The organism is Trinickia sp., from assembly GCF_051953405.1.
Classification (GTDB): Bacteria; Pseudomonadota; Gammaproteobacteria; order Burkholderiales; family Burkholderiaceae; genus Trinickia.
The window spans coordinates 18842-37110 of the sequence record NZ_JBQCIV010000054.1 but is presented as its reverse complement, the minus strand read 5'-3'; the positions used below and the strand labels follow the sequence as shown (position 1 = coordinate 37110).

The window sequence follows — 18269 nt, the reverse complement described above, 5'->3', positions numbered from 1 at the left end:
TGGGGCGGTGAGGGGCGGTGACGGCCGGCGCGTGGAGGCGCGAGCCGATTCGGCCCCGTTTCGACCCCGAAGTGCCGGACAGCGTCGACCGGTGTTCTTCCCGATTGCGCTAAAGTTTCGCCGAGTGTCGCCGTTATCACACTCAAATCGAAATCGTTCGGGAAGCTATCGTGAAAGTCGATTCCACCTCCACTTCTAGTCTGTCGTCGCCCAAGGGCGGCGTGCAGGGTGCCCGTCAAGGCGGCCAAGCCGCGGCCAACGCCGCACCGACGGGCGGCAGCGCCGCGCCGGCTCAATCCGCCGGCGGCGACGCGAGTGTCAGCCTGTCGGGGCTGTCGTCGCAACTGCGTTCGCTGGCAGCGTCCGGCGAGGCCGACATTGACGTCGCGCACGTCGAGTCGATCAAGCAGGCGATCGCCGACGGCACGCTGACGATGGATCCGGGCAAAATTGCCGACGGCATTTTGGCAACGGCTCGCGATCTGTTGAAGAACCCGTCGACGGGTGGCTGAGCGGGACCTCCGCTCGGTGCGCGCGCCTCGTCGGCTTCATTTGTGCGCATGCGTGCGCAATTTGAGTTTTGGCGGATGAGATGAGAGACGCCCTACTGGCCACCGTGACCGAAGAACACGCGACGCTCGAAGCGTTTGCGTCCCTGTTGATGTACGAGGAGAAGGCGCTCGCGGCGGTATCCCCGCTCGAGACGCTGCCCGGCATCGTCGAACAGAAGACCGAACTCACGGATAAGCTGGCGTCGCTCGAGAAAACGCGCGATGCGCAGTTGCAGCAGATGGGCTTGCCGGCCGGCTGGAAGGGCATGGAACTCGCCATCGCCGACGATACGCGGCTCGCCAAGCAATGGCAGTTGCTGCAAGGCGTCGTGCAACGCGCTCGCCGCGCCAATGCCACGAACGGTCTCATGATCCGTATCCGGATGAATTACAACCAGAACGCGCTCGCCATCTTGCGCGGCGCGACCTCGCGCCATGCGGCCAGCGTGTATGGGCCGGATGGGCGGATGGCGACGGTTTGAAGCGGGGCGGATGCTTTGACGCAAACGCCGCACCCGCGTTGCGCTAAGCCGCGTGCTTGAACGAAAGCACGTGAAACTCTTCCTTATGCTGCTCGATTTGCCATAGGTCGTACGCAGCCTGGTGCGCGAGCCACGATTCAGCGCTCTTGCCGAAAGCCATTTCAAGACGCACCGCCATCTCCGGGCTGATCGCTGCGCGGCCGTTGACGATCTCCGAAAGCGTCTTGCGCGATACGCCTAGCGCCTCGGCGGCACGCGTAATCGAAAGCTCGAGCGGTTCGAGCCATAGATCATGAAGGATTTCGCCGGGATGCGGCGGATTGTGCATACGCATGGCGAGCCTCAGTGGGATAGCGCCTACCGTAACCCATGAGGTTACAGTCAGTCACCCCCCCCCTAACGCGTTCACGATCTCCCCCGTCGTCCGCACGGCCGCGTAATCCATCGCGATATTCGCCAGCGATAGCGCGTGGACGTCCTCGGCCGGCCAAAGCCGCCCGCTCAGGTCGCGCATGTCGAAGGTAAACGCGGCGTCCGACGCCACGATCGCATCGAAGCCCAAATTCCCCGCGCTTCTCGCCGTCGCCTCGACCGAATTGTTCGTGATCACGCCCACGATTACGAGTTGGCCAATCCCCCGCGTATGCAACCAACGCTCCAACCCCGTTTGCGCAAAGGCATCCGGCACGTTCTTTTCGACCACATGCTCGCCCGCGAGCGGCACAAAGCGCGGCTGAAATTCCACCCCGCTCTGCCCCGGCCAAAAGATCGACTCCGGCGAACGCGAAATATGGCGTACATGAACGATCGGCCTGCCCGCGCTGCGCCAAGCATCGAGCAATAGGCCCATATTGCGCTCGGCATCGGGGTTGTTGCGCCGGCCGAGCGTCGGCTGGCCGATGCCGTTTTGCATATCGACGATCAGAAGCGCGGCGTTCGGGGAAATGGCGATACTCGGGGTCATCGCTCACCGCCCCTCGCCGCCGGCAAAATTGAGTTCCACGCCGTTGCCGGCGGGATCGAGAAAGAACAACTGCCAGACATCCACCAGCGGCACATGCCCGCGCCGAAATTCGATTCCGCGCGCGTTCAGGTGCGCCTCGAACCCGGGAAGATCGAAAGACTCGAACGCCACGTGATCGAAGGTGCCGTCCACATGCCGCAGGTGCCGCTCGTGCGGACCGGCTTCGGACAGATGCAATACCGCTTGGTCGCCCGCATAGAGCCAATAGCCGAAGCTATCGAACGGCGGACGAAACCCCAAGCGCAGGCCCACCACGTCGACGTAAAAATCGCGTAGTGCGTCGAGCGTCGCTCGATCGGCGCGCAAGTTGTAGTGGCTGAAGCCCGTAACAGGCATGACATGCTCCCGCGGCAAACACCGCCCATAGCGAAGGCGGCAATGCGGGAGATCTTAACGCGAGGCTCGATCGGACGTGCGCAATGCATGCATCGCAACGGGTCGATCGCTTTGGCGCCTCACGCGCGGGGCCGGCGGACGACCGCCGTGGCCGATAGGTTCATCGCGCTGCGGCCGGACAGGCCGGCATCAATCCACGCTGGCCCAAGCCATTTCGCGCAGCTTCGCACGCAGGCGCGCCACCGCTTGGCTGTGCAACTGGCAGACGCGCGATTCGCTGACTTCCATCACCGCACCGATCTCGCGCAGGTTCATCCCGCGCTCGTAGTACAGCGACATCAACAGCTTCTCCCGCTCCGGCAGCTTCTCGATCGCTTCGACGAGCGCCTGGCGCAGGCTATCGTCGAGCAGCGCGGACAGCGGGTCGGTGTGATCGACGCAATAGCGATCGAGGAACGGTTCGTCGTCCGCCGAGCGATCGAAATCCTCGTAATAGATGAGCTGACTGCCGTGCAAATCCTGCAGCATCGATTGGTAGCTATCCAGCGGCATTTGCAGATGATCGGCCACCTCCGTCTCGCTCGCGGACCGGCCGAGCCGCTGCTCGACTTGGTGCACGGCCGATTCGACTTCACGAGATGTCTTGCGCAAGCTACGCGGCAGCCAATCGTTGTTGCGCAACTCATCGAGCATGGCGCCGCGAATGCGCTGGCTCGCGTACGTTTCGAACTGCGCGCCCTGGTCTTCCTTGTAGCGGCTCGCCGCATCGAGCAGGCCGATCATGCCGGCCTGAATCAGGTCGTCCAGATCGACGCTCGCCGGCATCTTCGCCACGAGTTGCAAACCAAGTCTGCGCACGAGCGGCGCGTATTGCGTCAATACATCCGTCTGGGACATTTTCCCTTGAGCGTTGTACATCGAGGGTCCCCTTCTCCTTGTCCCTAACGTTTCATGCATGCTGGCGATCGGCCACCGAGGCGTCGGCGAGTGCCGACGCCGGCATCGCCGAGCGCACCGTAACGTCCGCGCGCGGCGAGGACATCGCCGGGCGCATCGGCCAATACAACATTTCCGCGGCCACGTGCCGAAAGTCCCGCGCCGACTGCGCCGACGGGAACGCGTCAACGACGCACCGCGCGAGTTCGAGCGACCGCTCCATCAACGGATCGGCCGCCACGCATCCGGCATCCTCGATCGAGACGGTCAGATACCGCGCCGCGACTTCAGCGAGGTTCTCGAACGTCGTCTGCGCGTCGGACAAACTCGACACGTGGTTGACGAGCACCCGGAACTGCGCGATCGCATGTTCGAAGTGCAAGCGCTTCATGCAGGCATACGCCTCCGTGATCGCGCTGGCCGCCACGCGCGTGACGATCAACACGTCGTGCGCTTGCGCCGCGAGCGGCGAAAGTGCGCCCTGACGGTCGAGCCGCGCATCGACGAGCACGACGTCCGCCGGCCCGTGCAGCAGTAGCGAAAGCTGCGCGGCGCTGAAGCCGGCACAGTTCTCGCGCGATGCGGCCAGCACCGAAAAACCCAGATCGTGCCGCGCACACGCTTGCTCGAGCGCGATTTCGCCGTTCATCAGCGCGCGCAGCGAGCCTGCCCCATTCAAGCCGCCCAGCATCGCCGAGACGGAATTCGTGCCGAGACGCTCGTCGATGACGAGGACATCCTTGCCGAGCGCGGCCAGCGCGGCCGCCAAATTGACGACCGACGACGTACAACCGACGCCTGCCGGACCGCCCGTCACCGCAACGACGCGCGAACCGCTCTTCGAGAGCAGCCGGCGCAGCCCCTCTGCCTGATCGGTAACTTGTTTAGCCAAAGCGAACCTCATGCTGTTCGGCGCTCGAGCGGCTCGACAACGCCGAGAGCAAGGCGGGAATTTCGTCGTCGTGCGGCACGAACGGCGAACCGTCGCGCGGAATGCAGAACGCGCTCTTGATCAGGAATTTCTTCGTCGCGACGTACAGGTTCTCGGGCACCTTCTGCCCCGTCGATACGTAGTGCACAGGCAGCTTGTAGCGAATGACCGTATCGAGCACGCCGCCGAGGTTGGTCGCCTCGTCGAGCTTCGTGAGAATGCAACCGGCGAGTTCGGGCTGCCCCGGGGCACTGCGGTAAGCCTGCACCACCTCGTTGAGCGTATCGCCGTGGCTCGTCGCGTTCAGCAACAAAAGCCGCTGGACGGGCAGTCCGGCGCCGCACAGCATCGCGATCTGGTCGGACACCGTGCGGTCGCGCTGGCTCATGCCGATCGTGTCGATCAAGACGATGTGTTTGTTGCGCAGTTCGGCGAGCGCCAGTTGCAGATCGGCCGCATCCTTCACCGCATGCACCGACACGCCGAGAATCTTGCCGAAGATGCGCAGTTGCTCGTGGCCGCCGATCCGGTAGCTGTCGGTCGACAGCAACGCCACTTTGCTTGCGCCGAAGCGCATCACGCAACGCGCGGCGAGCTTGGCCGTCGTCGTGGTCTTGCCGACGCCCGTCGGACCCATCAGGGCGAATACGCCGCCGCGTTCCATCAGCGCGTCTTCGTTTTCGAGCACGGGCAGGTTCGAGCCGAGCACTTGGTTGACCCAACCCATGCCCGCGTCGAAGTTTTCGACATCGGGCATGTGATCCACCACCATGCGCACGAGCTGCGCGGAGAAGCCCGCCGAGAACAGCGCCTTCGTCACTTCGCCGTTCACGGGGCTGCGACGCTGACGCTCGCCCCACATGAGGCCGGCGAACTGCTCTTCCATCATGCCGCGCATCGAAGACAGTTCGCTCATCACCTTTTGATTGACGATCTCTTCCACGCGCGCCCGCACCGCTTCGGCCATCGCTTCGGCATCTGGCTCGCCGACGCCTTCGAACGCGGCCTTGACCACGCGCGGCGGTCCCGCGCGACGCGCGGCGACGCGTGCGGCCTCGTGCGCCCAATCCGGCAACTGCGACGCGGCCGATTCCTCGTCCGACAAGACGCGGCCCGGCGCGCCGAGCCCTTTGGCCGCTGCCGCGGCCGGCGTCATCGTGTGGGCGCGCGAGCTATGCGTCGCTTGCGCCGCGCGCTCGTTTTGAGCGGCGATGCGGCGGGCATGGTCGATCAGCCAGGGATTCGATTCGGCCATCGTCATCGAGGCGTCGGCGTCGTCGGCGCTCGTGGGCGCCGTCGGGACGGGGCTCGCCGGCGCGCTCGGCGCCATCGCGCGGGCGGCGAAGCTCGCCCGTTCGCTCATACGAGGCACGGCGGCGGACGCGGCGTCCGCCAGCGTCGGCCGCCCTTCGTCGGACGCCTTCGCGCCCACTTCCGGGCTCGCGCCGAAGACGGCCGAAAACACGTCCGGCATGCCGTTCGCATACGGGTTCGCGGGCATCGCACCGGGCGCCGGGCTCGCATAGGCGCTACCCGATTGCGGGCCGGCGGCGCTGGCCGCGTAGGGGTTGCTCATTGGCGCGGGCAGAGCCGCCGGCATGCCTTGCGCGGCGTCGCCGCCAGCGTCGGGGGCGATCTGCGCGAAGTCGGTGTCCGCCAGCGCGACGATTTCGACGCTGCCGTCGTCGTTGGTCCGGTTCGACAACACCACTGCGTCCGCACCGAGGGCCTCGCGTACGAGACGAAGCGCGTCGCGGCTCGTCGCGCCGATAAATTTACGAATGTTCAAGCTTGGCCCCCGATGAGGTTAACGACTTTGATGGTGCGGGTCTCGGGCACTTCGGCGTACGAGAGCACTTTCAATTGAGGCAGGCTGCGGCGCAGGAAGCGTGCGAGCATCGCGCGAAGCGCATGCTGCACGAGCAGCACCGGAGGCAGCCCGGCATTTTGTTGACGGTTGATCGCCTTTTGCGTCGCCGTCAAAAGGGTGTGCGCGAGGCCGGGCTCGAGCCCTGGGTTCGCGCCCGTCGAGAGCGCTTGCGACAGCACGCGCTCGAGATTCGAATCGAGTCCCATGACCTGCATGTCGTTCGCGCCCGGATACCACTGCTGCGTAATCGCACGGCCCAAGGCCAGGCGCACGCAGGCGGTCAGATCGTGCGCGTCGGTCAGCTTGCCGGCGTGCTCGGACAGCGCTTCGAGGATCGTGCGCATGTCGCGAATCGGCACGCCTTCCTCGAGCAGGTTTTGCAGGACCTTTTGCAGCGTCGTGAGCGAGAGCGTCTTCGGCACCAAGTCTTCGACGAGCGTAGGCGCGTCCTTGCCGGTGCGCGTGATCAGCGCTTGCACTTCCTGACGGCCGAGCAATTCGGCGGCGTGCTGCACGACGAGATGGTTCAGGTGCGTGGCGACGACCGTGCTCGCATCGACCACTGTGTAGCCGTACACCTGAGCTTGCTCGCGCAAGTTCGTGTCGATCCAGATCGCGGGCAGACCGAAAGCCGGATCTTGCGTCGGCTGGCCCGGCAGCGCGGCCGAGACTTGGCCCGGATTGATCGCGAGCCATTGCCCCGGATACGCTTCGCCCACGCCCACTTCGACGCCCTTGAGGGCGATGCGGTAACCGTTCGGGCGCAGCTCCAGGTTGTCGCGAATATGGATGACAGGCGGCAAGAAGCCGATTTCCTGCGCGAACTTCTTGCGGATGCTCTTGATGCGCTTGAGCAATTCGCCGTCGGTGTTCTTGTCGACGAGCGGAATCAGGCGGTAGCCCACTTCGAGGCCGAGCGTATCGATGAGCGTGACGTCGTCCCAGCTCGCTTCGTTGTTTTCCGCGGGGGCCATGACGGTCGGCGCGACATCGACGAGCGAGGCGCCCGACTTGGCGGCTTCGGCGCGCTTTTTCAGCGTGCGTCCGAGCTGGATCGCCCCGCCGCCGAGCAGCAAGAACGCGAAGTGCGGCATGTTCGGGATCAGCCCGAGCATCACGATGATGGTGCCCGTGATCAAGAGCACGCGCGGGTTCGTGAACAGTTGCCCCGTGAGCTGGGTGCCGATGTCTTCGTCGGTCGCCACGCGCGAGACGATCACGCCGGCCGCCGTCGAAATCACGAGCGAGGGGATCTGCGCCACCAGGCCGTCACCGATCGTGAGCAGCGTGTAGGTCTTGCCGGCCGAGGCGAAGTCCATCCCGTGCTGCACGACGCCGACGATCAGCCCGCCGAGCACGTTCACGACCATGATGATGAGGCCCGCGACCGCATCGCCGCGCACGAACTTGGACGCACCGTCCATCGCCCCGTAGAACTCGGCTTCCTGCGCCACGGCCTGGCGCCGCTTGCGCGCGCCCGCTTCGTCGATGAGGCCGGCGTTCAGGTCGGCGTCGATCGCCATCTGCTTGCCGGGCATCGCATCGAGCGTAAAGCGTGCGGCCACTTCGGCGATCCGGCCCGCGCCCTTCGTGATCACCATGAAGTTGATGACCATGAGGATGACGAACACCACGATACCGACGGCGAAGTTGCCGCCCACGAGGAAGTGGCCGAACGATTCGATGACCTGACCGGCGGCGCCCGGGCCCGTATGGCCCTCGAGCAGCACGACGCGCGTCGAAGCCACGTTCAGCGACAGACGCAGCAGCGTCGAGAACAGCAGCACGGCCGGGAACGCCGCGAAATCGAGCGGCTTTTGCGTGTACATGCTGACGAGCAGCACCATCACGGCCAGCGCGATGTTGAACGTGAACAGCAGATCGAGCAGGAACGGCGGCAACGGCAAAATCATCATGCCGAGGATCATGCAGATCAGGATCGGACCCGCGAGCGCGCGCAGGTTCGTGCCGCTCAGCATCTGCCCCTTGCCGAAAAGGCTTCCGACGCGCGCGTTCATGCCGAGGCTCCTTCATTCGCGTCGCCGAGCGCTTCCTCGGCCTCTTCCTGTTCGTCGGCCTCGGAAATCGGGGCCTTCTTGTCCATGTCGGCCGGGACGTCGAGTTCCGTCGGCGCGGCCGGCACGTCGCCGCCTTCCTCGCGGAACTTGCGCAGCTGATACACCCAGGCCAGCACTTCGGCCACGGCGTTGTAGAGCGTGCCGGGGATTTCGCGGTTCAGTTCGACGTTGTGATAGAGCGCGCGAGCGAGCGGCGGCGCTTCGAGCAAGGCGACGTTGTGTTCGGCTGCGATTTCGCGGATGCGGGCCGCGACGAGATTCACGCCCTTGGCCACGACCTTCGGTGCGCGCATTTCGCCGTCGGCGTATTGCAGTGCGACCGCATAGTGCGTCGGGTTCGTCACGACGACGTCGGCTTTGGGTACCGCGGCCATCATGCGGCGGCGGGCGATGGCGCGCTGCTGCTGGCGAATCTTGCCCTTCACGTGCGGATCGCCTTCGCTTTCGCGGTGTTCGCGCTTCACTTCTTCCTTCGTCATGCGCAGCTTCTTGTGGTACTGCCAGAGTTGATAAGGGACATCGATCGCCGCGAGCAAGAACATGCCGGCCACCGTCGTCGCGCAGCATGCGGCGACGATCGACAGGCCGTGCCCGAGCGCCACGCGCAGCGGCTCGCCCGCGAGGCCAAGGATTTGGTCCTTGCGGTGCCACACGGCCATGCCGCCGATCGTGCCGACGAGCAGCGTCTTGGCGAGCGACATGCCGAGCTGGATCACGCCGTTGATCGAGAACATGCGGCCGATGCCGGCGACCGGGTTCAACCGCTCGAGCTTGACTTCGAAGACCTTCGGCGAAAGCAGCCAGCCGCCCAGTGCCATCGGCGCAATGACCGCGGCCAGGCCGGTGAGCGAGAGGATCGGCAAAACCGCCATGAAGCCTTCGCGGCCGGCATTGCCCGCGCCGATCAGCATGCGGTTCGTATCGACGAGCGAGGCGCGATCGAATGTGAACGCGCCGCGCAACATATGCTGCAGGTGCATCCCGATCGGACCGGCCAGCCCCCAAACGCCGAAGAAGCCCGCCGCCAGCAACGCAAACGTCGCCAGCTCGCGCGAGCGCGCCACCTGCCCTTCCGAGCGCGCCTTTTCCAGGCGCCTGGGGGTAGCTGCTTCGGTTTTCTCGAGGTCGCTGTCCTCTGCCACGGGAAATTTTCTCCGCAAGAATCACGGCGACATGCCGTTATCCAGTGAGAGCGATTATTCCCGGTCAGGTCAATGGACGATCGACGGATAAGGCGGGGGAAACGGGTGCATTTCGAGTGATCGGCGCGCAGGGCCGGCCGTGCGGGCGTCGTCGGTCGGGGCGCCGGGGCCCCGCAAGGAATGTCGACGCGCCGCGAGCGGGCGCGTCTAGGAAGAGGAAGAGGAAGGGGGCCGGTGCATTATCTGGCCCCTATTACGATCGCGCGTTAAACGTTAAAAGGCGACGAACGGCCCTGGGCCGCCCGAGCCCGACCGATCGAGGCCGTAATAGACGGTTTGCCCATAAAAGAACGGCATCCCCAGATCGACGAACGTCGCGCCGCTGCCCAGATTGCCGGCGAGATCGTTGAGCGCGTAATTGCCGTTGGCCAGCAATTGCGTGGCGTTGCCGACGGTCATCGACAACACGAGTCCGGCCGGTGCGCCGGACGCGGCCGCGTTATAGCTGGCGACGCTCACGGGGCGCACGACCGTCGACGACGGACAGTAGAACGACGAGGTATTGCCCGAGCAGTTCGGCAGCGTGCTGTCGGTGAAGAAATAGGCGTTCGAGCCCGAATCGAAAAAGGCGGTAATCGGCTTGCCGGCAAAGGTGGCGTTGACGTCGCCGAACGGGTTCGTCGTGAGCTTGTTGACGTTGCCCGGCAGCGCATTGTTCGACTGGGTGCCGATGCCGAACGTCAGCGTGCCGGTGACGCTCGATTGCCCGCTCGCGGCGATGCTCGGCATCGATAAGATCACGCCGTTGTTGTCGCCCGCGAACTTCGAAACGGGGTTGGTCACTTGCTGGGCGACGGGGACGAGCGTCGTCGTGCAATTGATGTTTCCCGGGCACGCGTAGTAGTTGCTGTTGCCGACGGGCGGCGTCGCGCACAGGGTGCCGCAATCGTTCGGCGCGACGCCGATGCCGAGAATCCCATTGGCGCCTAGATCGGCCGGCGTCAATTCGAGCGTGCCGGAGGCGCAACCGCCGGTCGCGACGGCGCTTTGCGGCAGATCGCCGACGATTTGCAAGGGCAGGCTAGCCGCGGTTTCTCCGCCGATCTTGACATCGGCCGTACGGATCGAGCCCCACGTAAAGCCATCGGCGAATTGCGTGCATTCGGCCAGCGGGCTGCCGGCCACCGTTTGGGGAGGCAACGCGCCCAGCACCTGGTTCACGGCCGAGCTGGCCAGTCGCAAACCGAACGATTCGGTGTCCACTTGGACGTTCGCGATGGTTTGGCAGATACTCGTGCCGGGCGCGCAGACGGTCACGCTGACGGTCGGAATATTCGCGACGCCTTGCACGCCCCTGCCCACGGTGACGCTCGCCTGATTCGCCGCCGGCTGCACGCCCGCGCCCCCACCCGAACCGCTCCCGCCGCTGCTCCCGCCACCGCCGCCGCAGCCGGCAACGAGCACGGCGGCGGCCGCCAACCCGAGCGCGCCCAGCGCTCGAACGAGTCTGCTGTGAGTACGCAAGATGGTTCTCCCTTCTTCGCTCGGTTATTCGGTTATTTGATGTCGGCGCCGGTGATTCCCGCCGGCAACGCGCTCGGCAGCCAGGCTTGCCCGAAGAACGAACCCATGTGGCCCCCGGAATGGACGACCAGATTGGACGCCTCCACGGCGACAGGGCCGCGCCCGTGGCGGGCCGCGTGCAGTGCTTGGACACCGCTTGCGTACTGAGGAAAGTAGTTGCCTAGCAAGGTCTGCAAGTCGGGCATGCGGGGCCCGTTCCAGGCGATGCCGAAGACATTGCCGTCGGTGCCGATGTATTCGCGCACGCTGGTGCCGCTCGAGAGTTGCGTCGCGCGCACGGAATACTGGGCGCCCACCGTGGGACCGGATGTGGACATCGCCGCCGACGACGCCGACGCCACGTGGGCCGTTGCCGACTTCGTGACGACGGTGGCATCCGCCGGAGTCGCCATGGGAGCGCCGCCGAGCACGGCGCGGGCGGGCGAACTCGCGGCGGCGAGCGCACTGGCGAGAAGCGTTGCCGAAGCGGCGGCGCGTAAAGAACGATTCGGACGATTCAACATCGGATCGATTCCTCCAGGTGGATTCTCGAACGCGTGTGGTCATCGTCGGCGGGTCGCGAGCGCCCCCGATTCTTGATCGTTGTTCTGGAACTCTAGTACATGGCGCCGTGCACAGCTAAGCGTCCATGTTGTGCAAGGCACGTGCCCGTCTCATGGCCTACGATTTGGCATAACGCTGGGGAAAGTGCCGAAGCAACGGGCTATGCCGGAGGTCGGCGAAGACGACGGCGAACCGAAGCGGAGGGGGAGAGAACAGCTAAGACGAGGTTTAGCGCCGCGGTGCGAGCCTGTGCGCCGGAGCCGGGCACGTGTCCCGGAAAAAAACGCCGCGAGCGGCTGCGTGGCCGCTCGCGGATGACGAGACGAAAACGATCGTTAGAAGGCGACGGAGGCCATCGTCCCCACGTTGAGCACACCGGTGCTGGCGTTGTCGTACGTGATATAGACCGTCTTGCCGTAGAAGAACGGCATACCGAAATCGACCGCGAGCAACCCGCTTTGGCCGCCGAGGTTGTTGAATGCGAAGCCGCCGCTGTTGAACAAGTCGAACGCGTTCTCGATGCTGATCGGCAGCGTCGCCGTCGTGCCGTTGAAGTCCGTCACGGAAGGCTGCAGTGCCACCGCCGAAGTCGGACAATAGAAACCGCTTCCGCCCGTGCAAAGCAGCAGACCGCTATGCGTGCCCGGCAAGAACAGACCGTTCGAGCCGGTGTCGAAGAAGGCTGCCCGCTGGGTCCGTGTCGTGTCCAAATACGTGGCGCCGTCCAATGTCGCGCTCTGCACGTCGCCGAAGTGGTCGGTCTTGAACGTCTGAAGACCCGCCGGAACAGCGTTATTGGCTTGCGTGCCCAGGCCAAAGGTCAAATACCCCGACGCGCTCTTCGCGCCGGTCGCACCGACTGTCGGCATCGTCAAAATCACGCCGTTCGTGTCGCCGCTCGTGAAGGATTGCACTGGATTGGCCACCTGCTTCGTATCCGAAACAGCCAAATCGGTACAACCGATCAGCGTGCCGCCGATGTTCGTGCAGCCATAGTAGATATTGTTCGCCGTCGTATTTTGGCAGCCGTCGCCGCAGTCGTACTTCGCGGTGCCGATCCCGAGAATGCCGTTGGCGGCAATACCCGTCGTACCTGTCGAACTGTCGTGCAGGGTGCCGAATGCGCACGCGTTGTAGCTGCCGCCCGCCTGCGATTGCGCCACATCGCCCAAGACTTGGATCGGCATGCTCGGAGCCGTCTCTCCGCCGATCGTAACGTCGGCGATCCGCACCGATCCCCAGGAATTGCCGTCGGCAAAACCCATGCACTCGGCCACCGCCTGCGTGCCCACCGTCTGCATCGGCAAGGCGCCGATCATCGTGCTGTTCAGCGCATCGGAGGTGAGCCGCAACCCGTAAGAGCCGGTATCGATTTGGATGTTATTGATCGTCTGGCACGGGGCGCCGCCGTGAACGCAAACCGTCACGCTCACCGTGGGAATGTTCGCCGCACCGGCCACCCCGGAGGCCACGACCACCGCCACCTGATTGGACGCGAATGTCCCCGGCGTGCTGATCACGGGGCCGCTGGCGACGAGGCTCCTGCCCGTCGCCCCGCCGGTCGTGGTGCTCGTCGAGTTCGTGCTGCCGCCGCTCGAGGTCGTGGAGCTGCCGCTGCCCCCGGTGCTGCTCGTCCCGCCAGAACCGCCGGAACCGCTTGAACCACCGCCGCCGCCGCACCCCGCAACGAGACCGACGATCGCCGCCAAGCCGAGCGCGCCGAGCGCTCGGACCCATTTCTTGTTGATGTGAAACATGACTTGTTTCGCCCTCGCTCGTTTATTGGATGTCGTTAGCGCTGACGCCGGCCGGCAGGGCCGACGGCACATACGCTTGTCCGCCGAAGGCGCCCATGTGGCCGCCGGAATGCACGACGAGACCGGGCAATTCGATGAGGAGGGGGCCGCGCCCCGGACGGGCCGCGCGCAGCGCGTTGACCGCGCTGTCGTATTGCGAGAAATAAGTGCCGAGCAGGACCGGCAAATTGGGCATGGCGGGCCCGCCCCAAGCGATGCCGAATACCGTCCCGGCAGCCGAGACGTACTCGCGCACCACCGTGCCGGAAGCGAACGTGGTTTGCGTGACCGTATAGGAGGCCGTGCTGCTCGCACCGGCGGCGCCCGAGGCGACGTGCGCAACCGGCCCGAGCGAGCTGGCGTTCGCCCCGACCGGCGGCGGCGTAGGTGCGCCGCCGAGCGCGGCGGACGCTGGCGCGGCCGCCATCAGCCAGCCGCAAGTCAACGCCGCGCAAACCGCGGCGTGCATGGTCCGATTCGACATCAAAAAACCCCTTTCTGGATCGTTCTTATCGCGTCCCTCGACGCGGGTTTGCCGGTGCCATCTGGTGGGCCTTGAACGGCGCAATCGAATCGCCCTCTTCGCTTCGGCCCACCGCTCCAACGCGCCTGCGGGGGATGGACCGAGCGTCGCCCCGCGGCTGATACGACGAAAGGCGCCGCCCACGAAGCCACGGAGCGGGCCGCCTTTCCCAACCTGAAACCGTACGAAAGTCTGTCAGAACCCGAGGCTCGCGAGCAGATCGTCGACGTCGGCTTGATCCTGCACCACGTCGGTGCGCCCTTCCGGGTTGATCTGCGGCCCGTTGAGCAAGTGATCGGGCGTCGCCGCCGGATTCGTATCGGCCACGAGCGCCGCCGCCGTTTGCGCGAACTGCTCGCGCCGTTCGGGGGCGATGTTCTCGACCAGCACCGTCAGAAGCTGCTGCTCGATCACGTAGACGACGTCCATGATCTTCTTGATGACCTGCCCGGTCAGATCCTGGAAATCCTGCGCCATCATGATGTCGAGCAACTTCTGGTTCGTCGCTGCCGTCGCGTTCGGCACGCTCGCGAGGAACGCGCGCGTATCGGTCATCAGCGTGCGCACTTCTTCGCGCTCGATCGGCGCGGCATACCAGCGTTCCCAGCGGCTGTCGAGTTCGGCCGCATCGGCCTGCAGCTGTTCTTGCAGCGGCTTGGCGATATCGATCGCCGTCAGCACGCGCTCGGCCGCTTGTTCGGTCATCTTGACGACGTACTTGAGCCGGTCGCGCGCATCGGGTACCGCCTCGGCGGCCAGTTCGACATGCTTGTCCAAACCGAGCTCGCGCATCGAATCGCGCAGCGTCTTCGTGAGTTGACCGATGCGCGCGAGGATGCGGTCGGTCGTCAGATCGGGGCTCTCCGCTCCGTCCGAATGCACATTGGTGGCCTCGTTCACGTCAGCTCCCGGTCTTTGCCATCTTCTCGAGAATCTTCGTGAGCTTTTCGTCGAGCGTGGCGGCGGTAAACGGCTTCACCACGTAGCCGCTCGCGCCGGCCTGGGCCGCCGCGATGATGTTTTCCTTCTTCGACTCGGCCGTCACCATGAGCACGGGCAAGTGCGAGAGCGCGGCATCGGCGCGGATGCGCTTGAGCATCTCGAGCCCGTCCATGTTCGGCATATTCCAGTCCGAAATCACGAAGTCGAAGCCGCCGCCTTGCAGGCGCGACAGGCCCGCCGCGCCGTCCTCGGCTTCGTCGACATTCGCGTAGCCGAGTTCCTTGAGCAGGTTGCGGACGATCCGGCGCATCGTCGGAAAATCGTCCACCACCAAGATTTTCATGCTTTTGTCCATCTTTCTTCCCTTTAACCCTAATTGGTCGGCGCGCAGAACCGGGCCTGGCCGGTCACACGCGCTGCACTCGATCGCCCATCGCCGCCAGTCTTACCATCACCTTTCGGCTCATTTCCGATAGAGGCGCGACTTCGTCGGCGCCGCCGAGCGCGATGGCTTCGCGCGGCATGCCGAAAACGACGCAGCTCGCCTCATCCTGCGCGAGAGTGTATGCGCCTGCATTTCTCATGTCTAACAGTCCCGCCGCACCGTCTCGGCCCATGCCCGTCAGGATCACCCCGATTGCGTTCTTGCCGGCATGCTGGGCGGCCGAGCGGAACAGCACGTCGACCGAGGGCCGGTGCCGGTTCACGGGCGGATCGTCCGACAGATGCGCGATATAGTTCGCGCCGCTGCGCGCCAGCAACAGATGGGCATGGCCGGGGGCGATGTAAGCATGGCCCGGCAGGACGCGTTCGCCGTGCTCCGCTTCCTTGACCGTGATCCGGCATAGCCCGTTCAAGCGCTGCGCGAACGATTTCGTGAAGCCGGGCGGCATATGTTGCGCGATCAATACGGCCGGGGCGTCGGGCGGCAGCGGCACCAGCACTTCTCGAATGGCTTCGGTGCCGCCTGTCGACGCGCCGACGATGATCAGCTTTTCCGTACTGACGAGCGGATTGTTGAACATCGGCGCGTGCGCGACCCCCGCAGGCGCGCCGCCCGCCCCCGCTGCCGGAGCCGGGGCAGCCGCGCGGGCCCGCACCCGGGCGCGGGCCGCCGCACGAATCTTGTCCGCGAGCTTTTCGGCGTAGTCGAGCATGCCTTCGCGAATGCCGACCTTCGGCTTCGTGACGAAATCGACGGCGCCCAATTCGAGAGCGCGCAGCGTGATTTCGGAGCCGCGCTCCGTCAGCGACGACACCATCACGACCGGCATCGGGCGCAGGCGCATCAGCTTCTCGAGGAAATCGAGCCCGTCCATGCGGGGCATTTCGACGTCGAGCGTCAGCACGTCCGGGTTATGTTGCTTGATCAACTCGCGCGCGACGAGCGGGTCCGGCGCGGTGGCGCAGACCATCATGTCGGGCTGGCCGTTGATGATTTCCGTCATCAGAGAGCGAATCAGCGCCGAATCGTCGACACACAATACTTTGATTTTCTGCTGCACGAGGTACTACGCCTCCTCTACGGTCTTGGCTGTTTTGGCGCTGTTGATCGGAGTCGTGCCGCGTGCGTTTGCACCAAAAAGCTCGAGGCGCGGCTTCGCTGCCGGCGCGCCGAACAGTTCGATACGCGGCTTGCCCGCACCGTTCGCGCCGAGCGACTCGTCGCGGCCGCGCTCGCGTGCGGCGCGGGCATGGCGGGCGGCACGTGCTTCGGCCACTTGCTTGGCGAGTTCTTGTTCGCGCTCGGCAACCGTCGGATCTTGCTGCAAGCGCAGCTTCTTGACCATCGCCTGCCCGGTATCGGGCATGAACGCGACTTTGCGCGGATGCACGCCTTGCAAATCCTCGGCGACGATGCGGATCTTTTCGAGCCCGAGATAGCGGCGCACGAACTCGGCGTTGCGATCGCCGATGTTGATCGTCGTCATTCCGGCCAACACGGCTGCGCCGCCGAATACCTTCGCTTCGAAACGCTCGCGGCGGCCGCCCATCTTGATGAGTTCGTTGATCAGCACTTCCATCGCATAGGCGCCGTAACGCATCGAATCGGAAGCGGCCTGGGACGGCTGCTCGCCGTCGTCGGGCAGCATGAAATGGTTCATGCCGCCGATCCCGGCCGTTCGATCGTGGATGCACGCAGCCACGCACGAGCCGAGCACGGTGACGAGCACCATGTCCTCGCGCGTCGTATAGAACTCGTTCGGCAACAGCTTCACGCCGCGCCGGCCGAAGTGATTGTCGAAGTACAGATTCGTCGCGATGGGTAAGGCACTCATGCTGCCTCCCGCCGGGCCGCCCCAAGGGCGGCAGCCGCCCCCTCGGGGGGCGCTTTGCATGGGACCGGAGTAAGCGCTAAAGCGCCAACTCCGGTCGACAGTGAACGAACGTGAACGTGGGGGCTGTTCATACCGTTGCCTCCTGATGCGTCGAAGAACGCAAGGCGCCGTGCGTGCGGCCGCCGGCCTGTGCATCGCGCGTCAGTTCGTACACCGTCTGGCCGCGCAGACGGAACGCCTGCGTCACATACGTGAAGTTCTCGGAATGACCGGCGAACAGCAACCCGCCCGGCTTCACGAGCGGCTCGAAACGCGAGAGCACTTGCGACTGCGTCGGCTTGTCGAAGTAAATCATCACGTTGCGGCAAAAGATGGCGTCGAACGGCTGACGCAAGCCGTAATCGGCATCGGTCAGGTTCAGCTGCGCGAAGCGAATCATCGAGCGCAACTCGGGACGCACTTTGACGAGGCCGGCATGCGGGCCCGTTCCCTTCAGGAAAAAGCGCTTCAGGCGCTCGGGGCTCAGCGATTTGACCTGGTCGAGCGCATACACGCCTGCCTCGCCCTTCGCGAGCACTTGCGTGTCGAGATCGGTCGCGAGAATCGTCGCTTGGCGAGCCTGCGATTCGCCGAGCGCTTCGACGAGCGTCATGGCGATCGTGTACGGCTCTTCCCCCGTCGAGGCCGCCGAGCACCAGATCGAGACCGGCTGCTGGCGGCGCTTCACGAACTCGGCGAGGATCGGGAAGTGATGCGATTCGCGAAAGAAGGCGGTGAGGTTGGTCGTCAGCGCGTTGGTGAACGCCTCCCACTCCTCGGCGCTGTTCTCCGCTTCGAGCAAGTCGAGATAGCGACGGAAGCTGTCCAGCCCGCGTGCCCGCAGGCGCCGGGCAAGGCGGCTATACGCCATGTCGCGCTTGTGCTCCGACAGCGAAATGCCGGCGCGGCGATGAATGAGTTCGCGGATCCGGGCGAAATCGGCGGCGGTGAACTCGAAATCGCGCTCGGCAAAGCCCGAGCGCTCCGCGATAGCGGGCCGCTCGTCGGCACGATCGCCAAGGCCACCGAGCTCGGCCCGCTCGGACCGGAAAAATGCGCGCGCTGTCGTCATGGTGCTTCTCTCACTTCGTGATGGCCGGGCCGTGCCGATGCACCCATGCACCGGCTGCCGGCACGGACGATGCCGTGCCTAGCGTTGCGCGCGCCCCGCTCGCGCTGGAGCCCGCGCGACGCAATGAGTTGCCCGATCGCG

General features: G+C 65.2%; 19 protein-coding genes. 2 read left to right on the top strand and 17 right to left on the bottom strand.

Going from position 1 to position 18269, the window contains the following annotated elements:
* The first annotated feature begins 170 nt into the window (after positions 1-170).
* Both flgM and ACTHN9_RS08360 read left to right on the top strand, forming a co-directional pair.
* Positions 171-512, top strand: coding sequence for a flagellar biosynthesis anti-sigma factor FlgM (gene flgM / locus ACTHN9_RS08365; RefSeq protein WP_440536290.1), 342 nt, complete (start codon positions 171-173; stop codon positions 510-512).
* Between the two features lie 80 nt (positions 513-592).
* Positions 593-1033, top strand: coding sequence for a flagella synthesis protein FlgN (locus ACTHN9_RS08360; protein WP_440536289.1), 441 nt, complete (start codon positions 593-595; stop codon positions 1031-1033).
* Between the two features lie 43 nt (positions 1034-1076).
* Here ACTHN9_RS08360 and ACTHN9_RS08355 read toward each other — a convergent pair whose 3' ends face one another.
* From ACTHN9_RS08355 to ACTHN9_RS08275, 17 genes are all read right to left on the bottom strand, one after another.
* On the bottom strand, positions 1077-1367 hold the full coding sequence (locus ACTHN9_RS08355) for a HigA family addiction module antitoxin (RefSeq protein WP_440536288.1): 291 nt from the start codon (positions 1365-1367) through the stop codon (positions 1077-1079).
* Positions 1368-1418: 51 nt separating this feature from the next.
* Positions 1419-1997: a cysteine hydrolase family protein gene (locus ACTHN9_RS08350; protein WP_440536287.1), complete on the bottom strand. Its 579-nt coding sequence runs from the start codon at positions 1995-1997 to the stop codon at positions 1419-1421.
* A gap of 3 nt (positions 1998-2000) precedes the next feature.
* Positions 2001-2393: a VOC family protein gene (locus ACTHN9_RS08345; protein WP_440536286.1), complete on the bottom strand. Its 393-nt coding sequence runs from the start codon at positions 2391-2393 to the stop codon at positions 2001-2003.
* A 189-nt stretch (positions 2394-2582) separates the two neighbouring features.
* A complete protein-coding gene (locus ACTHN9_RS08340; protein WP_440536285.1) occupies positions 2583-3311 on the bottom strand; it encodes an RNA polymerase sigma factor FliA in 729 nt (242 codons plus the stop codon).
* A gap of 31 nt (positions 3312-3342) precedes the next feature.
* On the bottom strand, positions 3343-4221 hold the full coding sequence (locus ACTHN9_RS08335; RefSeq protein ID WP_440536284.1) for a MinD/ParA family ATP-binding protein: 879 nt from the start codon (positions 4219-4221) through the stop codon (positions 3343-3345).
* A complete protein-coding gene (flhF, locus tag ACTHN9_RS08330; protein WP_440536283.1) occupies positions 4214-6049 on the bottom strand; it encodes a flagellar biosynthesis protein FlhF in 1836 nt (611 codons plus the stop codon). Before flhF ends, ACTHN9_RS08335 begins: the two co-directional genes overlap by 8 nt.
* Positions 6046-8148, bottom strand: coding sequence for a flagellar biosynthesis protein FlhA (flhA, locus tag ACTHN9_RS08325; RefSeq protein ID WP_440536282.1), 2103 nt, complete (start codon positions 8146-8148; stop codon positions 6046-6048). Before flhA ends, flhF begins: the two co-directional genes overlap by 4 nt.
* Positions 8145-9350, bottom strand: a complete 1206-nt coding sequence (gene flhB / locus ACTHN9_RS08320; protein ID WP_440536281.1) for a flagellar biosynthesis protein FlhB — start codon at positions 9348-9350, stop codon at positions 8145-8147. Before flhB ends, flhA begins: the two co-directional genes overlap by 4 nt.
* Before the next feature lie 273 nt (positions 9351-9623).
* Complete coding sequence (locus ACTHN9_RS08315; RefSeq protein WP_440536280.1) at positions 9624-10874, bottom strand: DUF3443 domain-containing protein; 1251 nt, start codon at positions 10872-10874, stop codon at positions 9624-9626.
* 32 nt (positions 10875-10906) lie between these two features.
* Positions 10907-11437, bottom strand: a complete 531-nt coding sequence (locus tag ACTHN9_RS08310; protein ID WP_440536279.1) for a DUF2844 domain-containing protein — start codon at positions 11435-11437, stop codon at positions 10907-10909.
* Between the two features lie 375 nt (positions 11438-11812).
* On the bottom strand, positions 11813-13234 hold the full coding sequence (locus ACTHN9_RS08305; protein WP_440536278.1) for a DUF3443 family protein: 1422 nt from the start codon (positions 13232-13234) through the stop codon (positions 11813-11815).
* Positions 13235-13256: 22 nt separating this feature from the next.
* Entirely contained in the window at positions 13257-13757 is a 501-nt protein-coding gene (locus tag ACTHN9_RS08300) for a DUF2844 domain-containing protein (protein WP_440536277.1), read from the bottom strand.
* A gap of 234 nt (positions 13758-13991) precedes the next feature.
* Complete coding sequence (gene cheZ, locus ACTHN9_RS08295; RefSeq protein WP_440536276.1) at positions 13992-14696, bottom strand: protein phosphatase CheZ; 705 nt, start codon at positions 14694-14696, stop codon at positions 13992-13994.
* Position 14697: 1 nt separating this feature from the next.
* A complete protein-coding gene (gene cheY / locus ACTHN9_RS08290) occupies positions 14698-15093 on the bottom strand; it encodes a chemotaxis response regulator CheY (protein ID WP_440536275.1) in 396 nt (131 codons plus the stop codon).
* 52 nt (positions 15094-15145) lie between these two features.
* On the bottom strand, positions 15146-16243 hold the full coding sequence (locus ACTHN9_RS08285; RefSeq protein ID WP_440536274.1) for a protein-glutamate methylesterase/protein-glutamine glutaminase: 1098 nt from the start codon (positions 16241-16243) through the stop codon (positions 15146-15148).
* 6 nt (positions 16244-16249) lie between these two features.
* Entirely contained in the window at positions 16250-17017 is a 768-nt protein-coding gene (gene cheD / locus ACTHN9_RS08280) for a chemoreceptor glutamine deamidase CheD (protein ID WP_440536273.1), read from the bottom strand.
* Between the two features lie 127 nt (positions 17018-17144).
* Positions 17145-18128: a CheR family methyltransferase gene (locus ACTHN9_RS08275; protein WP_440536272.1), complete on the bottom strand. Its 984-nt coding sequence runs from the start codon at positions 18126-18128 to the stop codon at positions 17145-17147.
* Between the last annotated feature and the right edge of the window lie 141 nt (positions 18129-18269).

Bases quoted from the DNA above. Each gene is read 5' to 3' on its own strand.
- ACTHN9_RS08360 (WP_440536289.1), top strand. From the start codon at position 593: ATGAGAGACGCCCTACTGGCCACCGTGACCGAAGAACACGCGACGCTC.
- ACTHN9_RS08355 (WP_440536288.1), bottom strand. From the start codon at position 1,367: ATGCGTATGCACAATCCGCCGCATCCCGGCGAAATCCTTCATGATCTA.
- ACTHN9_RS08350 (WP_440536287.1), bottom strand. From the start codon at position 1,997: ATGACCCCGAGTATCGCCATTTCCCCGAACGCCGCGCTTCTGATCGTC.
- ACTHN9_RS08345 (WP_440536286.1), bottom strand. From the start codon at position 2,393: ATGCCTGTTACGGGCTTCAGCCACTACAACTTGCGCGCCGATCGAGCG.
- ACTHN9_RS08340 (WP_440536285.1), bottom strand. From the start codon at position 3,311: ATGTACAACGCTCAAGGGAAAATGTCCCAGACGGATGTATTGACGCAA.
- flhA (WP_440536282.1), bottom strand. From the start codon at position 8,148: ATGAACGCGCGCGTCGGAAGCCTTTTCGGCAAGGGGCAGATGCTGAGC.
- ACTHN9_RS08310 (WP_440536279.1), bottom strand. From the start codon at position 11,437: ATGTTGAATCGTCCGAATCGTTCTTTACGCGCCGCCGCTTCGGCAACG.
- ACTHN9_RS08305 (WP_440536278.1), bottom strand. From the start codon at position 13,234: ATGTTTCACATCAACAAGAAATGGGTCCGAGCGCTCGGCGCGCTCGGC.
- ACTHN9_RS08300 (WP_440536277.1), bottom strand. From the start codon at position 13,757: ATGTCGAATCGGACCATGCACGCCGCGGTTTGCGCGGCGTTGACTTGC.
- cheY (WP_440536275.1), bottom strand. From the start codon at position 15,093: ATGGACAAAAGCATGAAAATCTTGGTGGTGGACGATTTTCCGACGATG.
- cheD (WP_440536273.1), bottom strand. From the start codon at position 17,017: ATGAGTGCCTTACCCATCGCGACGAATCTGTACTTCGACAATCACTTC.
- ACTHN9_RS08275 (WP_440536272.1), bottom strand. From the start codon at position 18,128: ATGACGACAGCGCGCGCATTTTTCCGGTCCGAGCGGGCCGAGCTCGGT.